This window comes from Undibacterium paludis (assembly GCF_022568815.1).
Lineage (GTDB): Bacteria > Pseudomonadota > Gammaproteobacteria > Burkholderiales > Burkholderiaceae_D > Undibacterium.
The window spans coordinates 247,299-268,806 of the sequence record NZ_JAKZHX010000007.1; the positions used below are offsets into that span (position 1 = coordinate 247,299).

The window sequence follows — 21,508 nt, forward strand, 5'->3', positions numbered from 1 at the left end:
TGACAAACTGCTCCTTTTTTTATACGATTTACAACAAAACCAGATTGTCCCTGTGTATTAGTTCCGGCTCTTCCACAAAGCCAAGAATGGCCAGGATTTCGCTGGATGCATGACGCTTGATACGGCGTGCGTCAGCACTGGAATAGTTGCTGAGCCCCTTGGCCACAGCATTGCCAGCCTCATCACAACAGGTAACGACAGCGCCGCGACTGAACTCGCCGCGCACGTCAAGCACACCTATGGGTAACAATGACTTACCCTCACGTGTCAGCTTTTGCACGGCACCGGCATCGAGTACGATCTGTCCCAAGGTCTGCAAATGATCCAGCATCCATTGCTTGCGTGCCGCCAGCGGCGCCATTTGCGATATCAATTGCGTGCCTATGGACTCCCCCTGTGCCAGGCGCAGCAGCACATTTTCTTCCCGCCCCCAGGCAATGACCGTATGCGTACCTGAACTGGCGCCACGCTTGGCAGCCAGTATCTTGGTCAGCATGCCACCGCTGCCAAGGCTGGAACCAGCCCCGCCAGCCATAGCCTCCAGCGCCGGATCACCGGCACGCGCCTCATGAACAAATTCTGCATCCGGGTTTTTACGCGGATCTGCCGTGTACAAACCCTTCTGGTCAGTCAGGATGATCAGGGCGTCGCCTTCTATCAGGTTCGCCACGAGGGCGCCAAGGGTGTCATTGTCACCAAACTTGATTTCGTCAGTGACCACTGTGTCGTTTTCATTGATGATAGGGACGACGCCAAAGCGTAACAGGGTAAACAGTGTGGAACGCGCATTCAGATAGCGCTCACGGTCAGCCAGATCAGCATGCGTCAACAGTATCTGCGCCGTACCTATGCCATGCTCACTAAAGCTGCTTTCATAAATTTGCGCCAGCCCCATCTGCCCGACAGCAGCACAAGCCTGCAATTCATGGATGCCAGTCGGTCGTTTTTCAAAACCCAGACGCTGGCGCCCCTCGGCAATGGCGCCGGAGCTGACGAGTACGACTTCCTTCCCCATGCTGCGCAAAGCGGCGATCTGCGCCGCCCATTTGGCGATAGCCACTTTGTCGAGTCCCTTGCCGTCGTTGGTGACGAGTGAAGAACCGACTTTGATGATCAGACGTTTTGCTTGTTGGATGACAGATTGCATAAATGCTCAGTACAAATGATCAAATTGCTGACCACTTTACGGAACGTGGAACAGCGAAAACAGAAAATTATACTTTATATGGATTGAGCATAGACAATCTAAATTAAATTTAGAATCGTGTGATGAATTCTTATTTTAATGAGATTTAAGTTATCAAAAAAATAAATTACGTACTCAAAAGCAACACTAACATCACGCGCAGGACTGCGGGCGAAAAAAAGCCCGGTAAAAACCGGGCTTTCATTCAATCAATTACTTTGAAACGCGGATCATCTGGATCAATGGACAGGATACCCTGTGCTTCCTGTTTCATCTGGGTTTCTTGTGAACGCTGTTCTTGCGTGCGTTTTTCTTCCAGGTACTTGTAAATCTCTGTCACCAGTTGTTCGCAACCCTCGCGGTTCAATGCAGAAATCTCAAAGACGGGGCCTTTCCAGGCGAAACGTTTGACGAAGTCCTTTACCTTTTTCTTGCGCTCGTCTTCTGTCAGTACGTCGAGCTTGTTGAGCACTAGCCAGCGTGGTTTCTCGTACAGGCTTTCATCGTATTTGCGCAATTCCTTGATCAAAGCCTTGGCTTCCTTGACCGGATCGACATTTTCATCAAACGGTGCCAGGTCAACAATGTGCAGCAGCAAACCGGTACGTTGCAAATGCTTTAAGAATTGTATGCCCAGACCCGCGCCATCTGCCGCCCCTTCGATCAGACCAGGGATGTCAGCAATAACAAAGCTCTTTTCATGACTGACACGCACCATGCCCAGATTAGGGTGCAAAGTCGTGAAAGGATAATCAGCAATTTTCGGGCGCGCATTCGATACTGCCGTGATGAAAGTGGATTTACCCGCATTAGGCAAACCCAGCAGACCAACGTCAGCCAGAACTTTCAATTCCAGGCGCAATTCACGACGTTCGCCTTCTTTACCGTCGGTACGCTGACGCGGGGCACGGTTGGTGGAAGTCTTGAAGTGGATATTGCCCCAGCCGCCCTCGCCACCTTTGACCAGTTCCACCTCCTGGCCATGTTCGGTCAGGTCAGCGATCACTTCATCGGTATTCCGGTCGCAGATCAGCGTGCCTACCGGCATGCGCAAGCGGATGTCTTCAGCACCTTTGCCATAGCAGTCTGCGCCACGACCGTTTTCACCGTCTTTGGCTTTATGCAATTTGGAATAGCGATAATCAACCAGGGTGTTGATATTGCGGTCAGCCACCGCCCAGATGCTGCCACCACGACCGCCATCGCCGCCGTCAGGGCCGCCAAACGGGCGGAATTTTTCACGACAGAAGGATGCCACGCCATTACCGCCGTCACCGGCAATCACTTCGATACGGGCTTCATCAATAAATTTCATTTTTTACCACCTAAAAAAGCTTGTATAAATTTTTGTATCCTGATGGAACAATAAATTTATACAGGATTTCTTCAAATTAAAAGGATCAACAGCGAGTCCGTCAGCAAAATCTGGTCAAAGAAGAATAGCGTTTTGTACGTTTCTGACGTGTGCGCTTGATGGCACATACTCATTGCCCCGGTCTTGCGCCGGAACCAACTAAAAAGGCTCTACCAATGGCAGAGCCTTTTATCATACTGGCTTGCGCCCTGCTTTGAATTACTTCAATGCATTACGCTGCGTCAGCAACAACAATTGCGTACTGGTGCTTGTTGGCACCTTTGGTCGCGAATTGTACTTTGCCGTTAACCAGGGCGAACAGAGTGTGGTCTTTGCCCATGCCTACGTTTTCACCAGCGTGTACGCGTGTGCCGCGTTGACGAATGATGATGCCGCCAGCATTGATGGTCTGACCGCCGTAAACTTTAACGCCAAGACGTTTCGATTCCGAGTCACGGCCGTTGCGCGTGGTGCCGCCGCCTTTTTTGTGTGCCATTTATTAGCTCCTTGAATACAGGTAGATGGTTGCTGATCTACAGATTAGCCGTTGATAGAGACGATTTGCAATTCAGTGTAGTTTTGGCGATGGCCTTGACGTTTCTGATAGTGCTTACGACGACGCATTTTGAAAATGCGCACTTTGTCGTGACGACCGTGATCTACAACCTTAGCCAGCACCGTAGCACCTGCGACCAATGGAGCACCAAACTTAATGGTCTCACCAGCACCCAAAGCGAGTACTTGATCAATGGTGATTTCGGAGCCAATGTCTGCAGGTATCTGTTCTACTTTAAGTTTTTCACCAGCGACAACTTTATATTGTTTGCCGCCGGTTTTTATGACCGCGTACATGTGAAACCTCATCAAATGAATAAAAAGAATTTTTCTCCCGCTACAGAGCGAAAAACCATCTGAGAAATCGGGAAAACCCCAGATTGTACATAATCCTCACCCTAGCGTCAAAGACTATTTGCATATTTTTTCAGCAAACCCATGGTAAACAGGCAATCGGCTTGCGATAAATACGGGAAACATGAGAGAACAAGTGCAATTCAAGCAAAACATCAGCTCTGCATCGTATAATCTGACCATCATGGATTTTTTTGCAGGTTCCCCCTTGTCTGCCACAAATAACACTAACCCCATCACTGATCTGATCGCCTCTGACATGTCTGAGGTCAACCAGGTAATCCGCACCAAACTGCATTCTGAAGTTGCCCTGGTCAACCAGATCGCCGAATACATTATCAGCGCAGGTGGCAAACGGATACGGCCCGTCCTGGTCTTGCTGGTTGCCAATGCCTATCAGTACAAAGGCCGGCATCACCATGAGTTGGCAGCCATTGTTGAGTTCATTCATACCGCCACCCTGTTGCATGACGACGTGGTCGATGAGTCATCAATGCGGCGTGGCCGCAAGACCGCCAACGCTCTGTTTGGCAATGCGGCCTCGGTACTGGTGGGTGATTTCCTGTATTCACGGGCTTTCCAGATGATGGTGTCAATCAACAGCATGCAGATCATGCAGATCCTTGCTGATGCCACCAATGTGATTGCTGAAGGTGAAGTCTTGCAGTTGCTCAATATGCATGATCCGGATGTCACGGAAGAACGCTATTTGCAGGTGATACGCTCGAAAACGGCCAAACTGTTTGAAGCAGCCGCAGAGATTGGCGCCCTGATTGCCGGTGCCAACCAGGTGCAGATAGAGGCAGCAGGCGAATATGGCCGCTCGCTCGGTACAGCCTTCCAGCTCATCGACGATGTTCTTGATTATTCCGGCAATGCGGAAGACATAGGCAAAAACGTTGGCGATGACCTGCGTGAAGGCAAACCCACCCTGCCTTTGATCTATCTGATGAAAAATGGCACAACGGAAGAAAAAGAACTGGTACGCGCCTGCATAGAAAATGGTGATGAATCCAAATTTGACGCCATTCTGGCGGCAATTACAAAATCGGGAGCCCTCGCCTATACTCAGGATGAAGCAGTAAAAGCAGCGAACCGTGCAGCCGCAGCGATTGCCAATTTACCCGAAAGCGCTTTCAAGGAAGCAATGATAAAACTCTGTGCATTTGCCGTCGGCAGGAATCATTAAATCGACTATTTAACAGATTGTTACAAAATTGAACACCCCTCTTTCTGGTGTCGCCGCAGCCGTCCACGGCAACTGCAGAGAAGGGGAAAGCCCATCATTCCACAGGACGGGAAGATGGCTGCTATACAGAGTATATACAGAGTAAAGAAACCGCAAACTACCGTCGTTACCAGCAGATAAAGTTGAACTGATTTTTGAACTTGCAGCAAAAGTAAGCGCCTTGTATTTTATGCCCGGTATTGTGTCATAACAGCCCGGAGCGACTTTACAAATAACGGGCTTGGTTGCATTATCCTAAAGCAACTGATTGTTTTGGCAAATCTACTCAAAGTATCCTATGTCCGCTGTTCTACCAAATCCAACATCGCAAGCGCCAAGCTCGGGCCTGGCAAGGGCACTGACTCAGGCTAATTTATTAACTGCGGCGCAAATCGAGACCGTCAATAAAAAAGCGCAGGCAGAAAAGAGTAGCTTTATTGATGCACTTACCCAAAGCGGCACGCTGAGTGCGCGTGACCTGGCCACTTTTTGCTCGGATGCCTTTGGCTATCCCTTGCTCGACCTGACACTGATCAATGAGTCCCTGATCCCGGAAAAACTGGTTGATCACAAGCTCATGCAGGCACAACGCCTGATCGCCATTGCCAAGAAGGGCAACAAGGTTTCACTGGCCATATCAGACCCGACCAATAATTCAGCCCTCGACCAGGTCAAGTTCCAGACTGGTCTGGGTGTTGATGTCATCATCGTCCAGCACGACGCCCTGATCAAGCTGCTGGACCGTCTTGGCAAATCGTCTGAACAAAGCCTCAATGAAATTGGCGGCGATGAATTTGAGCTGGAATTCAAGGAAGACGACCTTGGTGCAGCGGCGGCAGAGGCGCAAGCTACTGAAATTGATGATGCCCCCGTCGTCAAGTTCCTGCAAAAGATGCTGGTAGACGCCATTAATATGGGCGCGTCCGACTTGCACTTCGAACCTTTTGAGAAGTTCTATCGCATACGATTCCGTGTTGATGGTGAGCTGAGGGAAATTGCCCAGCCACCACTGGCCATCAAAGAAAAACTGGCATCGCGTATCAAGGTTATTTCCAAACTCGACATCTCGGAAAAACGCATACCGCAAGACGGCCGCATGAAGCTGCAACTGAGCGCCAGCAAGTCCATCGACTTTCGTGTAAGTACTTTGCCTACGCTGTTCGGCGAAAAGATCGTTATGCGTATTCTGGATGGTTCCCAGGCGCAAATGGGTATTGATGCCCTTGGTTATGATCCCGATCATAAAGCGATCCTCCTGGACGCCATTCAACGCCCTTATGGGATGGTACTGGTTACCGGGCCTACCGGCTCCGGTAAAACCGTTTCCCTGTACACCTGTCTGAACGTCATCAATAAGCCTGGCATCAATATTTCAACCGCTGAAGATCCGGCCGAGATCAATTTGCCAGGCGTCAATCAGGTTAACGTCAATGACAAGGCCGGGCTAACCTTTGCAGCAGCCCTGAAATCCTTCCTGCGTCAAGATCCCGACGTCATCATGGTTGGTGAAATTCGTGACCTGGAAACCGCCGATATTGCCATCAAGGCAGCGCAAACCGGTCACATGGTGTTTTCCACCCTGCATACCAATGATGCGCCTGCAACGCTGACGCGCTTGATGAACATGGGAGTTGCCCCGTTCAATATTGCATCTTCAGTCATTCTCATTACGGCACAAAGGCTGGCGCGCCGACTCTGCACTTGCAAAAAACCCGTCGAAATCCTTGATGAAGTTTTGCTGCAGGCCGGTTTCAAGGATGATGACCTTGATGGTACCTGGAAACCCTATGGGCCTGTGGGTTGCGAACGCTGCAACGGCGGTGGTTACAAGGGCCGTGTCGGTATTTATCAGCTGATGCCAATTTCAGAATCAATAGAAAGACTGATCCTGGCCAGTGCCAGCGCGTTGGATATTGAAGAGCAGGCACAGAGAGAAGGTATCAGGAATTTGCGCCAGTCTGGATTATTGAAAGTAAGACAAGGATTAACCAGCCTGGAAGAAGTGCTTGGATGCACAAACGAATAATAAGAGAGATAAGAGAGTAGTGATATGGCAACCAGTGCAGCAAAATCAGCAAAATCAGGACAACCTAAAGAACAGTTATATGCCTGGGAAGGCAAGGATAAGTTTGGTAAGGTCGTCAGGGGTGAAACACGTGCGGGCGGCGAAGCGATCGTCAACGCGACCCTGCGCAGACAGGGTATCCTGGTTACCAAGCTCAAAAAGAAATCGTATACCTCCGGCAAGGCCATTACTGAAAAAGATATCACCTTGTTTACTCGCCAGCTGGCGACCATGATGAAGGCTGGCGTACCTTTGTTGCAGTCTTTTGATATTGTTTCCAAGGGCCATGCCAATCCTTCTGTATCCAAGTTATTGCAGGATATACGCGGCGACGTGGAAACCGGCACCAGCCTGAATGCGGCTTTCCGCAAGTTCCCATTATATTTCGACCCACTATTTTGCAATCTGGTTGGCGCTGGTGAGCAAGCAGGTATTCTGGAAGATTTGCTGGCACGTCTGGCGCTATACAAAGAAAAAACCATGGCCATCAAGGCCAAAATCAAGTCAGCGCTGACCTACCCGATCGCCATCCTGGGCATCGCCTTTATCGTTACTGCAGTGATCATGATCTGGGTCGTTCCAGCATTTAAGCAGGCTTTCAGCAGCTTTGGCGCCGAGTTGCCTGCACCGACGCTGATCGTGATGAATATTTCTGACAATTTTGTCAAATACTGGTACATCATTTTTGGCAGCCTGTTTGGCGGTATCTACTTCTTTTTTCAAACATGGCGACGTTCATTGAAGATGCAGCAAACCATGGACAGATTATTGCTGCAGGCGCCTATTTTTGGCGAAGTAGTCAGAAAGGCAACCATTGCGCGCTGGACGCGCACCCTGGCAACCATGTTTGCTGCCGGCGTACCGCTGGTTGAATCATTGGACTCAGTTGGCGGGGCGGCCGGCAATGCCGTCTACCTCGAAGCAACGATCAAGATACAGACAGAAGTCAGCACGGGTACAAGCCTGACCGTGGCCATGCAAAATTCCAATGTTTTTCCCAATATGGTCACGCAGATGGTGGCAATTGGTGAGGAGTCGGGCGCGCTGGATCAGATGCTGGGCAAGGTAGCCGATTTTTATGAAGATGAAGTCGATGAGGCGGTAGCATCCCTGTCCAGTTTGATGGAACCGATCATCATGGTGATCTTGGGTGTCGTTATTGGTGGCCTGGTTGTCGCCATGTACCTGCCTATCTTCAAAATGGGTGCGGTTGCGGGATGATGGAAATACTGGTTTTTGCAGCACCGCATGACTGGCCGTCGACAATAGCCTTCGGGCTATTGGGACTGCTGATAGGCAGTTTTCTCAATGTCGTTATTTACCGGCTGCCCAAAATGCTGATACGCGCCTGGGAAAACGACTATGCCACCGAGCATGGGCAAGAGCCACTACATACCGACACCTTTAATCTGATGCTGCCGAGATCTGCCTGTCCACATTGCGGGCACAAGATCACATCCATGGAAAATATCCCTGTGATCAGCTATCTGGCCATAGGTGGAAAATGCACCGGCTGCAAGGCAAAGATTTCCATACGCTACCCTTTGATAGAAGCGCTGACCGGGCTGATGTCGGCGGGCATGATATGGCATTTTGGCAGTGGTATTGCAGGTATGGCGGCCGTCGTCTTTGTCTGGTTATTGATTGCGATGACCTTTATCGATCTGGACACGCAGTTCCTGCCAGACGACTTGACCCTGAGCCTGCTATGGCTGGGCATGCTGGTCAATATCACGGCAACATTTACGCCTCTCAAGGACGCCGTCATCGGCACAGTACTAGGCTATCTTGCCTTATGGATAGTGGACCAAATTTTTTTCATGGTTCGCAAGGTACATGGTTTTGGCAACGGTGATTTCAAATTGCTGGCAGCCTTTGGCGCCTGGATGGGTTGGACCATGTTGCCAGTTGTCATTATATTTTCCTCATTCGTCGGCGCTGCAATCGGTATTGCACAGATATTGCTGAAACGGCTGGGTTGGTCACAACCCATTCCATTTGGTCCCTATCTTGCTGGCGCCGGCCTGATCGCTTTGCTTTGGGGCAAGGACATTGTCGGTTTCTATTTGAAAACGCTCTAATGACCAGCAATTTTTCATTGGGGCTGACAGGTGGCATAGGCAGTGGAAAAACCACTGTTGCCAATATGTTTGGCGAACTTGGTGCTGCCCTGATTGATACGGATCTGATTGCCCACCAGCTTACTGTTGCTGGAGGACTGGCTATACCGGCCATACGTACACAATTTGGTGATGCTGCCATTGCTGCAGATGGCTCCATGGACAGAGCAGCCATACGAGAGCTGGTATTTGCCGACCATGGACAAAAGCAAAAGCTGGAAGCCATACTGCACCCCTTGATACGCAAGGAAACTGAACGGGCGGCCCTGGAGTCCATTGGAGATTACCGCATTTTTGTGGTTCCCCTGCTGGTTGAATCAGGTAACTGGAAAAACCGTGTAAATCGCATCCTGGTCGTTGATTGCGATGAAGAAACACAGGTATTGCGCGTGATGTCCCGCAATAACATGGAGCGTGCGCAGGTAGAAGCCATCATGCGCAACCAGGTCAGTCGCCAACAGAGACTGGCTGCTGCCGATGACGTAATCGTCAACGATGGTGATCTGGAGAAGATACGTGCTGAAGTTTTACGTCTGCACCAGACTTATCTCGCGCTGGCTGCTCGTCACGAATAAATGTTGATCCACAAGCTGTAACATCAGGAAATAAAATAATTGCAGTAAATCTGCACGCGATGTTTGTAATTTCACACAGTATGGTTCAGAATCATGTGCAGCTTTGATTGGCACTAATTTTGACAGGGAAACTATTTTGATTGTTTACGAATACCCTTTTAACGAGCGTATTCGCACGTTATTGCGGCTGGAAGACCTGTATGAAAAATTCACTTTTTTCCTGCATCAGTCTGATCCCATGCAGCATCACGTTGCCCTTGCCACCATTTTTGAAATGTTGGAAGTCGCTGGTCGTGCCGACCTGAAATCTGATCTGCTGCAAGAACTCGAAAGGCAAAAGCACACGCTCATCAGTTTCAAATCCAATCCCAATGTGCAGGCTGACATGCTCGACAAGGTGCTCGACGATGTTGATCGCGCCAGTAGCGGACTGGTTGGCAGTACCGGCAAGACCGGACAGAATATCCGTGATAATGAATGGCTGATGAGCATACGCGGCCGCACCATCATCCCGGGTGGCGCCTGTGAATTTGACCTCCCCAGTTATCACGCCTGGCAGAAAAACCCCGCAGAAAAACGCTATGCCGACATCAGCGCCTGGTTTGCCCCGATTGCTCCGCTGTTTGACGCCATCAATGTCGTGCTGCGCCTGTTGCGTGAATCAGGTTCAACGTCCAAGGTGATAGCCCAGGCAGGGAGTTATCAGCAAATGCTGCAAGGCAAGATTTATCAGCTGTTACGGGTCAGTGTGGCACAGGAAATGGGGGCCATCCCTGAGATTTCGGCCAATAAATACATGCTGTGGATACGTTTTATGTCACAGGATGGCGACATGAAACCCAAGGCGTTTGAAAACGATATTCCGTTTGACCTGACGCTGTGCAATTTCTGATCTGTTTTTTGAATTTATACTGAATTTTTACTGAACATGGCAACTTTTGTTGACTGCCCCACCTGCAAAACCAGGGTGGAATGGCTGGAAGCCAATCGCTGGCGTCCATTTTGCTCTGAACGCTGCAAGCAAATTGATCTCGGTGCCTGGGCTGAAGAGAAGTACACCATCCCGGCAGTCAATCTCCCGGAAGACCCGGAACAGGCCGAATAAGCAAAACAGGCAAGCTACCGCTTTTGCGGTATGCCGTATTTGCGCAGCTTGGTCGCTATCATTGAATGTGAAGTATCGAGTCGCGCCGCCAGTTTGCGGCTTGATGGATATTGCGGATACAGGGTTTCCAGCAAATTGCGCTCAAAGGCACTGATGGACAAGTCCCAGTTTTCAGTCGCATCCGTCTTCACTACATCCGCTGTAATACTGCCCTCTGCCCAATCAAGATCGGCAGCATCGAGCACGCGCTGGTCTGACATCGTAATCGCCCGAAACACCACATTCTGCAATTGCCGGACATTGCCTGGCCAGTGATTGGATACCAGGGCGGCACAGGCAGCCGCATTCAGGCGGCAAACCGGTTTTTGCGCCTGGGTGCAGGCACGTTCTATAAAGTGTCTGGCGAGAGGTAGGATATCGTCAGGACGCTCGCGCAGGGCTGGCATTTCCAGATGCAGTACATTCAGGCGATAAAACAGGTCTTCACGGAAGCTGCCTTCCTGCACCATTTTGCGCAAATTCCTGTGTGTAGCGCTGACAATGCGAACATCGACCTTGACTTCCTTGTCGCTACCTATGCGACGAAACTTTCCGTCATTCAAGAAGCGCAAAAGCTTGGCTTGCAGATACAGCGACATTTCACCGATTTCATCCAGGAAAACGGTACCGCCATCGGCCATTTCAAACAAGCCGGGCTTGCCGCCACGCTGGGCACCGGTGAAGGCTCCGGACATATAACCAAATAATTCGCTTTCTGCCAGACTCTCAGGCAAGGCAGCACAGTTCAATTCCAGAAAAGGCGCGTTGCTGCGTCCACTGACGCCATGGCAGGCCTGCGCCAGCAACTCCTTGCCTGTCCCGGTTTCACCGGTAATCAGCAAAGGTGCATCAACGACAGCCACGCGGGCGGCACGGGTCTTTAAGGCCCGTATCTGCTCGGATTCACCGATGATGAAATGAAAGCCACTGCCTTCGGAATGTTGTAAGGCATGCAGGCGACCGCCGATACGGGTCGGCGCATGAAAGGTCAGCACGGCACCGACAGAACGTCCATGCTGGGCGAGATCCATACCCTGGGGTTCGGATACCGGGGTCACGTCCATGAAATAAGGTTCACCGTTCAGGCTGACTTCACGGCTAGGCAGGCGAAAAGCACAGCTGATCAATTCTTCCTGTATGCCTGCGTCATCAAGGACCTGGTTCAGGCTCTGTTGACACAGGGCAGCTTCGCTCAAGCGGGTGGCGCTGGCGGCGGCTGCATTGGCTATCACGATATGACCGCTGGCATCAATCGCCAATACCGGGTCTTCCATGACTGCCATCATGGTATCGAGGTTGAGACGGCGGCGTATGCCGGGCAAAACATCCAGCACCTTGATTTCACCTACACCGCGTACAGACTGGCAATCAGCCTGCAGGGAAGGCAACATAAATTCCAGCAATTCAGGGCTGTCTATGTAGATATGGGGTGGATCAACTTCCACCGCAACCACATTCAGGCCTCGACGCGCCAATACCGCCAGTATTTCGTGGGCAATACCTACTCTGTCCTTGAACTGGATATTGATGCGCATGCTGTAAAGTTTTGGTGTAACGGTTTTGGGTGCGACGACGGTTTAAAAGGGCTCCGGTATATAGCCACGCGGACGGGCATGCTGGCGACGGAAGGCACTGTTCGATGCCAGTCCGCGCAAGCGACCCAGGTCAAATTGCTCGAGCTGCTGCAAGACTGCGCGATTTAATGTCATTTTAACTTGCATCATCAGCAAATCGACACTTTGCTGACTGGATGTACGGGTGCTGCGTCTTTCTTGCGGTACATCAGCAGCGTCTTCCTGCGCTGCTTTTTCTGCCGCCTTGGCAGCAGCTTTCTCTTCTGCCATGACAAAACAGCGATAAACATCAGCCAGGGTGATGATGCCATTGCAGTCGCGGCAATGCCAGGCATCTTTCTCCTTGGCGTCGCGGCTGACTAGGGCATCCTTGCTCAGGGTCGCCAGTATCGAGCGTATCAGGCGTGGGGTTTTGCCCGTTGCCTGCGCCAGTGTAGTGATGTTCGCGGTACGCGGCATCACCATCATGATTTGTGCCAGTAGTTCTATGGCGGTATAAAACCGCGCATTCAGATTGGCGTCAGAAAAGACCTGGGTTGATGACAATAATTCTTCAAATTGATTCATGCCAACTCCTTGCTTATAAAAATGGGGCGATTCACGCTACCGTAACGATCCATGAACAAACCTTCGGTCGAAATGGCCGGACGCTTGCCAGAGACAATATCCGCCATGAACTGACCGGAACCGCATGCCATGGTCCAGCCCAGGGTACCGTGTCCGGTATTGAGGTAGAGATTACGATAGGGGGTAGGGCCAATGACTGGCGTGCCGTCTGGCGTCATGGGGCGCAAACCAGTCCAGAATTCAGCCTTGGCCACATCACCACCACCCGGGAACAGGTCAGTCACGGAATGCACCAGGGTTGCACGGCGGTCTGCGCGCAGGTCAAGATTGTAGCCAGTGATTTCTGCCGTGCCGCCAACACGTATGCGGTCACCAAGACGGGTGATGGCAACCTTGTAGGTTTCATCCATGACCGTTGATTCCGGCGCTTTTTGCGCATCGGTAATCGGTACAGTGATGGAATAACCTTTGATAGGGTAAACCGGTATCCTGATACCAAGTTCTTTCAGCAGAATAGGCGAGTAACTTCCCAGAGCCAGCACAAAGGTATCGGCCTTGATTTCGCCCTCAGAAGTCATCACGGAACTGATCCTGTCACCCTCTTTCACCAGTCTTTGTATGGTGACGCCATACTTGAATTGCACGCCAAGCTCTTGCGCCAATGTTGACAGGTTCTGGGTGAACTTGAAACAGTCACCGGTTTCGTCGCCCGGCAGGCGCAGTGCGCCGACGAATTTTTCCTGCACATTGGCCAGTGCCGGTTCCACCTTCAGGCAGGCAGCCTTGTCGAGCTTTTCATAGGGAACGTCATAGCGCTTGAGGATGGCGATGTCAGCATCGGCACCATCAAGCTGCTGCTGGTTGCGGAACAGTTGCAACGTGCCCTGGGTACGTTCGTCGTAATGAATACCGGTATTACTACGCAATTGTTGCAGCACATCACGGCTATATTCAGCCATACGCAACATGCGGCCTTTGTTGATTTCATAGCGTTTGCTGGTGCAATTCATCAGCATCTGCGTAACCCAGCGCCACATGGTCGGATCCAGGCTGGGACGTATCGCCAGCGGGCTGTGCTGCATCATCAACCATTTGATCGCCTTGAGCGGCACACCAGGACCTGCCCATGGAGCGGAATAACCAGGTGATACTTCGCCAGCATTAGCATAGCTGGTCTCCAGGCCTGCCGCTGGCTGACGTTCTATGACTGTCACTTCATGGCCGGCCTTGGCCAGAAAGTAAGCTGACGCTGTACCAATAACACCCGCACCCAAGATCACAACTTTCATTTCATTTCTCCCGCTTATTCTTTGATTTTCGATTTATTCTGTTTGTATGTGTCGCCAAGCAATCAGATCTGGTTCAATCGCTGTAGCTGCGCTCATAGCGCGCACCCAGACTGGTCAGCACCTCATAGCCGATGGACCCTGCCCTGGCGGCTACCTGATCTACTGTGTTTTCAGCAGAAATGAGGTCAACCAGAGCACCAGGCTGCAAATGCTCTGCCGGTACGGCAGTCACATCCAGGGTGATGGTATCCATGGACACATTGCCTACCATGGGGACGGTGTATCCGGCGATATGGGCAACACCGCGGTTACTGAGGCTACGCAACCAGCCGTCAGCATAACCAACGGCTACTGTGGCGATACGGCTGGTTTCCTTGCTACACCAGGTAGCACCGTAACCGACACCAGTACCGGCAGGAATTTCACGTGTCTGAATAATCCGGCCCTGCAAATAAGCAACCGGCTTCAAGGGATTAGACCGCCCCGCTACCGGCGCCACGCCATACAAGGCAGCCCCTGGACGGGCCAGATCGAAATGAAAGTCCTTTCCTAAAAAAATACCCGAGGAGTTGGCCAGGCTGGCCTTACAGCCAGGCATGCGTGCACGTAAGGCGTTGAAGGCGGTTAGTTGCTGCTGATTGGCTGGGTTGGACTGATCTTCGGCACTGGCCAGATGGCTCATCAGGTATTGCACCTGTATGCCGTCAAGCAACTCTGGCTGCGCGAAAAATTGCCTTGCTTCAGCATCGGACAATCCCATGCGTGACATGCCGGTATCAAATTGCACGATGGCGGGCAGACGGCGTTGTATTTTTGCCGCAAGTTGCCGCCAGGATATTATCTGACTGATACTGTTTAATACTGGTATGCAATTATTTTCCAGAAATTCTGCCTCATAACCCACCGGCGAACCATGCATGACATAAATTTCCGCTTCAGGCGGCAGATGTGGTCGCAAGAAAATCGCCTCTTCCAGATGTGCCACAAAGAAATGCCGACAGGACTCTTGTAGCAAAGCCTTGGCAACAGGCACCACACCCAGACCATATGCATCGGCTTTCACCGCTGCCCCGCATTGCCCTGACCCCAGCATGCCTTGCAAAAGGCGATAGTTATCCCGTACTGCCCTAAGATCAATACGAAGTACTGCGCCTGCTTTCCCAGCTACTTGCATCATATTTCACCACTCCATCACGTAAGTTAACGTGATTCGTAGAAGCAATCCCTGTGCCAAAAAAATTTATTGAATAGATTCAATAACTTACAAACGGCGGTTGGTAAATATATTCAAAACTGTATTGAATTCAATACACAGTGAATTTCTGTTATCAGTCAGTGTAGAGTCCAGCCTCGGCAATGTACAGAAAACGACACATTGTATTGATTTGAATACACTGTAATGAATTAAATACACTAAATCATTTAAGAAATAGAAACGCATGATTCCCGCCTCCAGATAGACAGGCAATTGTGGAAACTACGCAAAAGAAAACAGTTGAAATTCAAAAATAAGCCTGTCGCTTTTTTTTGATTTCACAGAGTTGTCACGAAAATGTCATAAATGCATGCGCATAATCACGAGTGTCATGAATTAGCATGCCGGGAATATTGCCTAATGGAAATCAAACGAATAGTAGGACCCGCCCTTGCGGTGGTTTTGTTAATAGGAATAGGTGCAGCAACATATACGTCATACCAAAAAAATCATGCGCTGGAAGCGGCCAAACTGGTTTCTGCAGCGATAGTTGAAGTCAAGGGCATGATAGGTTCGGAAAAGGAATCGTATTTTTCTGACCCCAGAGTCATCGCTGTCCTTGCCAGCAAAGGTCTGCGCGTCAAAGTCGAAAAGACTGGCTCGCGCGAAATCATTTCACGTGATTTCAATACCTATGATTTTGCCTTCCCCGCCGGCGCGCCGGCCGCACTGGCCCTGCAAAACAAGGCGAAGGCAAAGCAGGTTTACCCCACTTTCTTTACGCCCATGGCAATCGCCTCCTGGGTACAATTGATACCAACACTGGAAAAAGAAGGCATAGTCAAAAAGATCAATGATGCCTACTACATCGTTGACATGAAAAAACTGCTGAGCCTGAGCGAGAAAGGCACACGCTGGCGCGAACTCAAAGACAATACCGCCTATGCCACGGGCAAGAGCATACTGATCAGTTCCACCGATGTCAGGAAATCCAATTCCGCGGCCATGTATCTGTCATTGGCAAGCTATGTAAGCAATGACAATAATGTTGTGGACGATAACGAACAAATCAACAAGGTCTTGCCCTTTGTGTCGTCACTGTTCCTGCGTCAGGGCTTGCAGGAATCCAGCAGTGCCGGGCCTTTTGAGGATTACACCACCATGGGCATGGGCAAGGCGCCATTGGTGATGATTTACGAAAGCCAGTTCCTTGAGTACCAGTCCAAGCGGCCAAAACCGAATGCTGACATGGTCTTGCTCTACCCTCAGCCTACCATTTATACCAAGCACATCGTTGTGCCCTTTAATGAAAATGGCCGACGCCTTGGAGAAGCCCTGGCCACCGATCCTGAATTGCAGAAACTGGCGGCCGAGTACGGCTACCGCACCGCCACGCCTGAACATTTTATTGCCTTCCTGAAGAGTAAAAACCTGCAGGCACCGAATTCGCTGGTGGATGTGATCGACCCGCCCAGCTTTGAAATCCTGGAACGCATGATCCAGAACATAGAAAAGAAATTTCAGTAAATAGCCACTCTCACCGGGACATTAAAATGACTGCCACGACGACACAAGAAGCCCCTATGATCCTGACACCGCCAGAAATATTGACGCCGGTAGCAGAAAAAAAAGCGCCGGAGATGGTGCCACTGAAGGCCGAAGTACAAGAAAAAATAGATGTGCAGGTCAACGCCTATATAGACAGCATCCTCAAAGAAGACGTGCAAAGCAGCGGCTTTCAAAGCAAGCTCGATTCTGCATTTCGTCTCGGCAGGGAAGAGATTTCCAATGCATCGGCCCTGATGACAGGCCGCTTCATGGAGCGCAATTTTGTCGGCATAGAAGATTCTGCCGCCTTTAAATCCATGCAAGAGATGCGCGTCATGCTCGATGATCTGAATCCGGGCAAACAAGGAGATTTACTGTCACAGAACAAGATTTTGGGCATCATCCCCTTCGGTAACAAGCTGCAAGCCTACTTCCGTAAGTTCCAGACTGCCGGTTCGCAATTGCAAACCCTGATGACACAGATTTATGCGGCACGCGATGACATGCAGCGTGATGCGACAGAAATTGAACTGGTGAAAACCAAGCTCTGGGAAGCCATGCAAAAACTCAAGGGCGCCATTTATTTTGCCGAACAACTCGACAAACATGTCGCCAGCCATGTAGAAACGATCAAAGCCACTGATCCCCTGCGGGCCAAGGCCCTGGAACAGGAAGTGCTGTTTTATGCACGCCAGAACCTGCAAGACATGCAAACCCAGATGGCAGTTAACGTCAACGGCTACCTGTCCATGGATTTGCTCAAGAAGACGGCGCGCGAAATGGTCAATGGCTGCAACCGCGTTGCCACCACCGGCATGTCCGCCATGGCGACGGCGCAGACGGTGGCGCGCGCCACCGGCAACCAGATGCAGGTCATGGAGATGCTGACAGGCGTCAGCGACACCATCGGCGACCTGGTCACCGAGACCTCGAGGCAACTGGGCAGGCATGTGGAAAAAACTGGTGAATTTGCAGCCAATCCGCTGATAGGCATACAAAAAATCCAGGAGATGTTCGACAACACCTTCAAGGCCATGGATGCGATGGATAATTTCCGTTCACAAGCCATAGACAGCATGGGCAAGAACAACGCCATGCTCAAAGAGCAGATCAGCCGCACCGAACAATACATGGACAGAACCCGTGCAGAGCAGGCACGCACTGCCATGATTTCAGCAGCCCCGGATGGCCCGGTCAAACTCTAGGAACTGGCGATGAAATCATTCTATCAATTAGCCGGTGCGGTGACGCTGGTCATGCTGTGCCTGGTTGCCTGCAAAGACGGTAACAACAATAGATCCGCGCCAGCGCAGGCAGACAACTCCCCTGCCAGCAGTCTGACCGTGATGGCCGGTTCAGAGCTCAAGGACATCGAACCGCTATTGCCTTCTATCGCCAAGGCAACAGGCATCAACCTGCGACTGCAATATACCGGTACGCTGGAAGCAGTTGAAAAGTTGCAGTCTGGTGAACAGGTGGACCTGGCCTGGCTGGCCAGCAATAAATATGCGATGCTGCTACCCGCTGCCAAGTCACGCATACTGGCGTCAGAGAGAACCATGCTGACTCCGGTAGTACTGGGCCTGAAAGACAGCAAAGCCGCAGCCCTGGGCTGGAAAGACAACCCGGCCGTTACCTGGAAAGACATTTCCGAAGCGGCAAAAAAAGGCAAATTCACCTTTGGCATGACCAGCCCTTCTTCATCCAATACCGGTTTTTCCGGCTTGCTAGGTCTCGCTGCGGCCTTATCTGGCCAAGGTGATGCACTCGAAGAAAAAGATATCAACGCCAAGAGCCTGACCGCCTTTTTCCAGGCACAAAGGCTGACTGCGGGCAGCTCAGGCTGGCTGGCGGATGCCTATGTACGCGAGCAGGACAAGGTCGATGGCATCATCAATTATGCTTCGACCCTGCAGAGCATGAACCGCAATGCGGCATTGAGGGAAAAACTGGTACTGGTCTATCCCCAGGATGGCATCGTTACGGCAGATTATCCCATCATGCTGATCAACCCGGCCAAGCGAGAAGCGTATGACAAGGTGGTCGCCTATTTGCGTGGCAAAGAGTTCCAGCAAGCCATGTACAACGCCACCCTGCGGCGGCCAGTCAACCCGGATGTGGTGGTCAGTGACCTTCCGAAACAGGCGCTGGTCGAACTCGCCTTCCCGGCCAAACTGAATGTCGTCGATGCCATATTGAGTGCATTCGACAATCACCTGCGCCTGCCAACCGACAGTACCTTTGTGCTTGATACCAGCGGTTCCATGCAGGGTGCACGCATCAGGGATTTGAAAACCGCCATGCAGGGCCTCTCTGGCGCAGACGCCAGCATCAGTGGTCGCTTTGCCCGCTTCCGCAACCGTGAACGCATACTGATACTGCCCTTCAGCAATGAAGTAGGCGCCTCAGAACTATTCGAAATGGGGAATGCAGAAAAAGATAATCAGGCGACACTGGTGGCACTGTCTGCCCATGTACAGAATTTACGCGCCAACGGTGGCACGGCAATCTTTTCCGCCACCAGGGAAGCTTATGCCAAGGCTATGGAACGCAAGCGCGCCGACCCTGCACGTTTTTACTCCATCATCGTGATGACAGACGGTATCAATAACAATGGCATCAACTACAATGAGTTTGAAGGCTGGTATAACTCACTGCCGGAAAATGAAAAAGGCATCAAGATTTTCACCGTGCTGTTTGGTGAAGCAGCGCCCGATGAATTGAAAAAACTGTCGGACTTGTCCGGCGGCAGAATGTTTGACAGTCGCAAGGCGAGTTTGCAATCCATCTTCAAAGAAATACGCGGATACCAATAATGCAGCCTCTGACGTTCAAAATGCGCGCACTGCTGTTCTTGTACAGCAACCAGAACCTGCTCGGCTGCTGCCTGGCCTTGCTGGGCCTGGGCATGTTTTTTACCGGTATTATTACTGACTGGTGGTTCCCCATCGTCGTCGCCCTGTATGCCGTCGCCTGGCTGGCCATACCGGCAGACAAGGAACTGGAATTGCAACTGCAAAGTGAAAGTTCGCAAAGCAGCTTGACCGACAGTGTTGACGCGCTGATACGCGAATCAAAATCACGCCTGCCGCATGAGGCCGTCGATGGCCTGCGCCGCATCCAGGCGATCTTGCAAGACCTGGCACCGAAGATTTTTTCTGGCGAGGTGGCGATGAATTATGTGAGCCTGCTGGTCAACGCAGTCAACCGCGACCTGCCACAAACCATCAGGAATTACCTGCACCTGCCAACGGCCTTTGCCACCATGCACGTCATAGAAAATGGCAAGACCTGCAAGCAGCTGCTGCTGGAACAATTGCATTTGCTCGAAACCCAGCTCGGTAAAATCGCGACCGACATCTACAAGAATGATGCCGATTCCCTGGTCATCAATGGGGAGTTTCTAAAAGAAAAGTTTCATACAGTGAGCTTCATACAATAGAGCCCACTGTACACAAGTGGATCAGCCTGCAATGCTCTTTTCTTCGTGACGTAAAGCATCAAGCCATTCCAGCAGGGGAATGGTGGCGGGCAGCAAAGGTGTCAGTTCCACGCTCCCCTGCCAGGCAAAGGCCTGCCCTTCCAGGCTTTGCGGCTCACCTTGCCACTCACGGCTGATATAAAAATGCAGGCGGACGTGGGCATGCGGATAAATATGCTCTACGCCGCACCATGGTTCAGCGGTCAGCACCTGTATGCCCAGCTCTTCTACAAATTCACGCTTGAGTGCGTCGAGTATGGACTCATCAGTTTCCACTTTGCCGCCGGGGAATTCCCAGTAGCCTTCATAAGGTTTGCCAGCAGGCCGTTGGCCGAGCAAGACATCGCCATTGGCTTTCATCAGGATGCCGACAGCAACATCCACAGGTTTTGCTGTCATCTCAGGACTCCGCCAGCTTACCGGCGTAATCACGGGCAAATTGCCAGGCAACGCGACCAGAACGTGAACCACGCTGCAATGCCCAGCGCAAGGCGTCACCACGCGCTTCTTCTATCTGTGTCGCAGTACAGCCCATGCTGTTCAACCAGTAAACAACGATATCGAGATAATCATCCTGTTTGAACGGGTAGAACGACACCCACAGACCAAAGCGCTCGGACAGGGAAATTTTTTCTTCTACCGTCTCACCAGGATGCAGGTCACCATCGTCACCATGTTTGTAACCCGCATTGTCTGACATTTTTTCCGGCAGCAGATGACGGCGGTTGGAGGTCGCATAAATCAATACATTGTCTGATTGCGCGGCGATGCTGCCATCGAGTGCGACCTTCAGCGCCTTATAGCCAGCCTCGCCTTCTTCAAACGAGAGGTCATCGCAGAAAATAATGAAGCGCTCAGGCCGTTCAGCGATCAGGTCGACAATATCAGGCAAGTCTGCCAGGTCAGTTTTATCTACTTCGATGAGGCGCAAACCCTGATCAGCAAACTGGTTAAGGCAAGCCTTGATCAGCGATGATTTGCCTGTGCCACGGGCGCCGGTCAGCAAGACATTATTGGCCGGTTTGCCATGCACAAACTGCCTGGTGTTCTGTTCTATCTGGGCCTTTTGTATCGCGACATTGCGCAAGTCATCCAGCGCTATCGTCGAAACATGACGCACGACTTGCAAATAACCCTGTCCGCCACGCTTGCGCCAGCGGTAGGCATGGCCCAGGTGCCAGTCCGGTGCCGGGGTGGCAGCAGGCAGCAGTGTTTCCAGCCTGTTCAACAAATGTTCTGCACGCGTCAAAAATTGATCAAGCTGGGTCATGGT

The 21,508-nt window shown here is 51.3% G+C and carries 21 protein-coding genes; 11 read left to right on the top strand and 10 right to left on the bottom strand.

Annotation, left to right across the window (positions count from 1 at the left end; translation table 11 throughout):
• Positions 1-28: 28 nt before the first annotated feature.
• From proB to rplU, 4 genes are all read right to left on the bottom strand, one after another.
• Positions 29-1,147 carry a glutamate 5-kinase gene (proB, locus tag LZ463_RS13845; RefSeq protein ID WP_241456398.1) on the bottom strand — a complete coding sequence of 373 codons (1,119 nt, stop codon included), beginning with the start codon at positions 1,145-1,147 and terminating at the stop codon, positions 29-31.
• A gap of 244 nt (positions 1,148-1,391) precedes the next feature.
• A complete protein-coding gene (obgE, locus tag LZ463_RS13850; protein WP_241456399.1) occupies positions 1,392-2,501 on the bottom strand; it encodes a GTPase ObgE in 1,110 nt (369 codons plus the stop codon).
• A 271-nt stretch (positions 2,502-2,772) separates the two neighbouring features.
• On the bottom strand, positions 2,773-3,036 hold the full coding sequence (rpmA, locus tag LZ463_RS13855; protein ID WP_241456400.1) for a 50S ribosomal protein L27: 264 nt from the start codon (positions 3,034-3,036) through the stop codon (positions 2,773-2,775).
• Positions 3,037-3,080: 44 nt separating this feature from the next.
• The gene (rplU, locus tag LZ463_RS13860; protein ID WP_162020347.1) at positions 3,081-3,392 is read right to left on the bottom strand and encodes a 50S ribosomal protein L21; all 312 of its coding nucleotides are present in this window, start codon (positions 3,390-3,392) and stop codon (positions 3,081-3,083) included.
• Positions 3,393-3,633: 241 nt separating this feature from the next.
• On the opposite strand from rplU, the gene ispB reads away from it, so the two are divergent.
• From ispB to LZ463_RS13895, 7 genes are all read left to right on the top strand, one after another.
• Complete coding sequence (gene ispB / locus LZ463_RS13865) at positions 3,634-4,638, top strand: octaprenyl diphosphate synthase (protein ID WP_277624061.1); 1,005 nt, start codon at positions 3,634-3,636, stop codon at positions 4,636-4,638.
• Positions 4,639-4,975: 337 nt separating this feature from the next.
• Positions 4,976-6,703 (top strand): type IV-A pilus assembly ATPase PilB, encoded by a 1,728-nt coding sequence (pilB, locus tag LZ463_RS13870; protein ID WP_241456401.1) that lies wholly within the window; start codon positions 4,976-4,978, stop codon positions 6,701-6,703.
• A gap of 24 nt (positions 6,704-6,727) precedes the next feature.
• Positions 6,728-7,963, top strand: a complete 1,236-nt coding sequence (locus LZ463_RS13875) for a type II secretion system F family protein (protein ID WP_241456402.1) — start codon at positions 6,728-6,730, stop codon at positions 7,961-7,963.
• On the top strand, positions 7,960-8,823 hold the full coding sequence (locus LZ463_RS13880) for a prepilin peptidase (protein ID WP_277624049.1): 864 nt from the start codon (positions 7,960-7,962) through the stop codon (positions 8,821-8,823). Before LZ463_RS13875 ends, LZ463_RS13880 begins: the two co-directional genes overlap by 4 nt.
• Positions 8,823-9,437 carry a dephospho-CoA kinase gene (coaE, locus tag LZ463_RS13885; protein WP_241456403.1) on the top strand — a complete coding sequence of 205 codons (615 nt, stop codon included), beginning with the start codon at positions 8,823-8,825 and terminating at the stop codon, positions 9,435-9,437. The genes LZ463_RS13880 and coaE overlap by 1 nt, the downstream gene beginning before the upstream one ends.
• 136 nt (positions 9,438-9,573) lie before the next feature.
• Positions 9,574-10,329 (top strand): cell division protein ZapD, encoded by a 756-nt coding sequence (zapD, locus tag LZ463_RS13890; RefSeq protein ID WP_241456404.1) that lies wholly within the window; start codon positions 9,574-9,576, stop codon positions 10,327-10,329.
• 36 nt (positions 10,330-10,365) lie between these two features.
• Positions 10,366-10,542, top strand: coding sequence for a DNA gyrase inhibitor YacG (locus LZ463_RS13895; protein WP_241456405.1), 177 nt, complete (start codon positions 10,366-10,368; stop codon positions 10,540-10,542).
• A 14-nt stretch (positions 10,543-10,556) separates the two neighbouring features.
• Here LZ463_RS13895 and LZ463_RS13900 read toward each other — a convergent pair whose 3' ends face one another.
• The 4 genes from LZ463_RS13900 to alr all read right to left on the bottom strand — a co-directional run bounded on the left by LZ463_RS13900 (position 10,557) and on the right by alr (position 15,188).
• Positions 10,557-12,116 (bottom strand): sigma-54-dependent transcriptional regulator, encoded by a 1,560-nt coding sequence (locus LZ463_RS13900; RefSeq protein WP_241456406.1) that lies wholly within the window; start codon positions 12,114-12,116, stop codon positions 10,557-10,559.
• Positions 12,117-12,158: 42 nt separating this feature from the next.
• Positions 12,159-12,722 carry a hypothetical protein gene (locus LZ463_RS13905; RefSeq protein WP_241456407.1) on the bottom strand — a complete coding sequence of 188 codons (564 nt, stop codon included), beginning with the start codon at positions 12,720-12,722 and terminating at the stop codon, positions 12,159-12,161.
• Positions 12,719-14,011 carry a D-amino acid dehydrogenase gene (locus LZ463_RS13910; protein ID WP_241456408.1) on the bottom strand — a complete coding sequence of 431 codons (1,293 nt, stop codon included), beginning with the start codon at positions 14,009-14,011 and terminating at the stop codon, positions 12,719-12,721. Before LZ463_RS13910 ends, LZ463_RS13905 begins: the two co-directional genes overlap by 4 nt.
• 73 nt (positions 14,012-14,084) lie before the next feature.
• A complete protein-coding gene (gene alr, locus LZ463_RS13915; RefSeq protein WP_241456409.1) occupies positions 14,085-15,188 on the bottom strand; it encodes an alanine racemase in 1,104 nt (367 codons plus the stop codon).
• Between the two features lie 438 nt (positions 15,189-15,626).
• Here alr and LZ463_RS13920 point away from each other — a divergent pair, with 438 nt between their 5' ends.
• Genes LZ463_RS13920 through LZ463_RS13935 form a run of 4 tightly spaced genes read left to right on the top strand, consistent with a single transcriptional unit; the run spans position 15,627 to position 20,196 of the window.
• Positions 15,627-16,733 (top strand): hypothetical protein, encoded by a 1,107-nt coding sequence (locus LZ463_RS13920; protein ID WP_241456410.1) that lies wholly within the window; start codon positions 15,627-15,629, stop codon positions 16,731-16,733.
• Positions 16,734-16,759: 26 nt separating this feature from the next.
• Positions 16,760-17,959, top strand: coding sequence for a toxic anion resistance protein (locus tag LZ463_RS13925; RefSeq protein WP_241456411.1), 1,200 nt, complete (start codon positions 16,760-16,762; stop codon positions 17,957-17,959).
• A 9-nt stretch (positions 17,960-17,968) separates the two neighbouring features.
• The gene (locus tag LZ463_RS13930) at positions 17,969-19,570 is read left to right on the top strand and encodes a substrate-binding and vWA domain-containing protein (RefSeq protein ID WP_241456412.1); all 1,602 of its coding nucleotides are present in this window, start codon (positions 17,969-17,971) and stop codon (positions 19,568-19,570) included.
• Entirely contained in the window at positions 19,570-20,196 is a 627-nt protein-coding gene (locus tag LZ463_RS13935; RefSeq protein WP_241456413.1) for a hypothetical protein, read from the top strand. The genes LZ463_RS13930 and LZ463_RS13935 overlap by 1 nt, the downstream gene beginning before the upstream one ends.
• A 21-nt stretch (positions 20,197-20,217) precedes the next feature.
• Here LZ463_RS13935 and LZ463_RS13940 read toward each other — a convergent pair whose 3' ends face one another.
• Complete coding sequence (locus LZ463_RS13940; protein ID WP_241456414.1) at positions 20,218-20,634, bottom strand: NUDIX domain-containing protein; 417 nt, start codon at positions 20,632-20,634, stop codon at positions 20,218-20,220.
• 1 nt (position 20,635) lies between these two features.
• The gene (locus tag LZ463_RS13945) at positions 20,636-21,505 is read right to left on the bottom strand and encodes an ATP-binding protein (RefSeq protein WP_241456415.1); all 870 of its coding nucleotides are present in this window, start codon (positions 21,503-21,505) and stop codon (positions 20,636-20,638) included.
• Positions 21,506-21,508 lie beyond the last annotated feature (3 nt).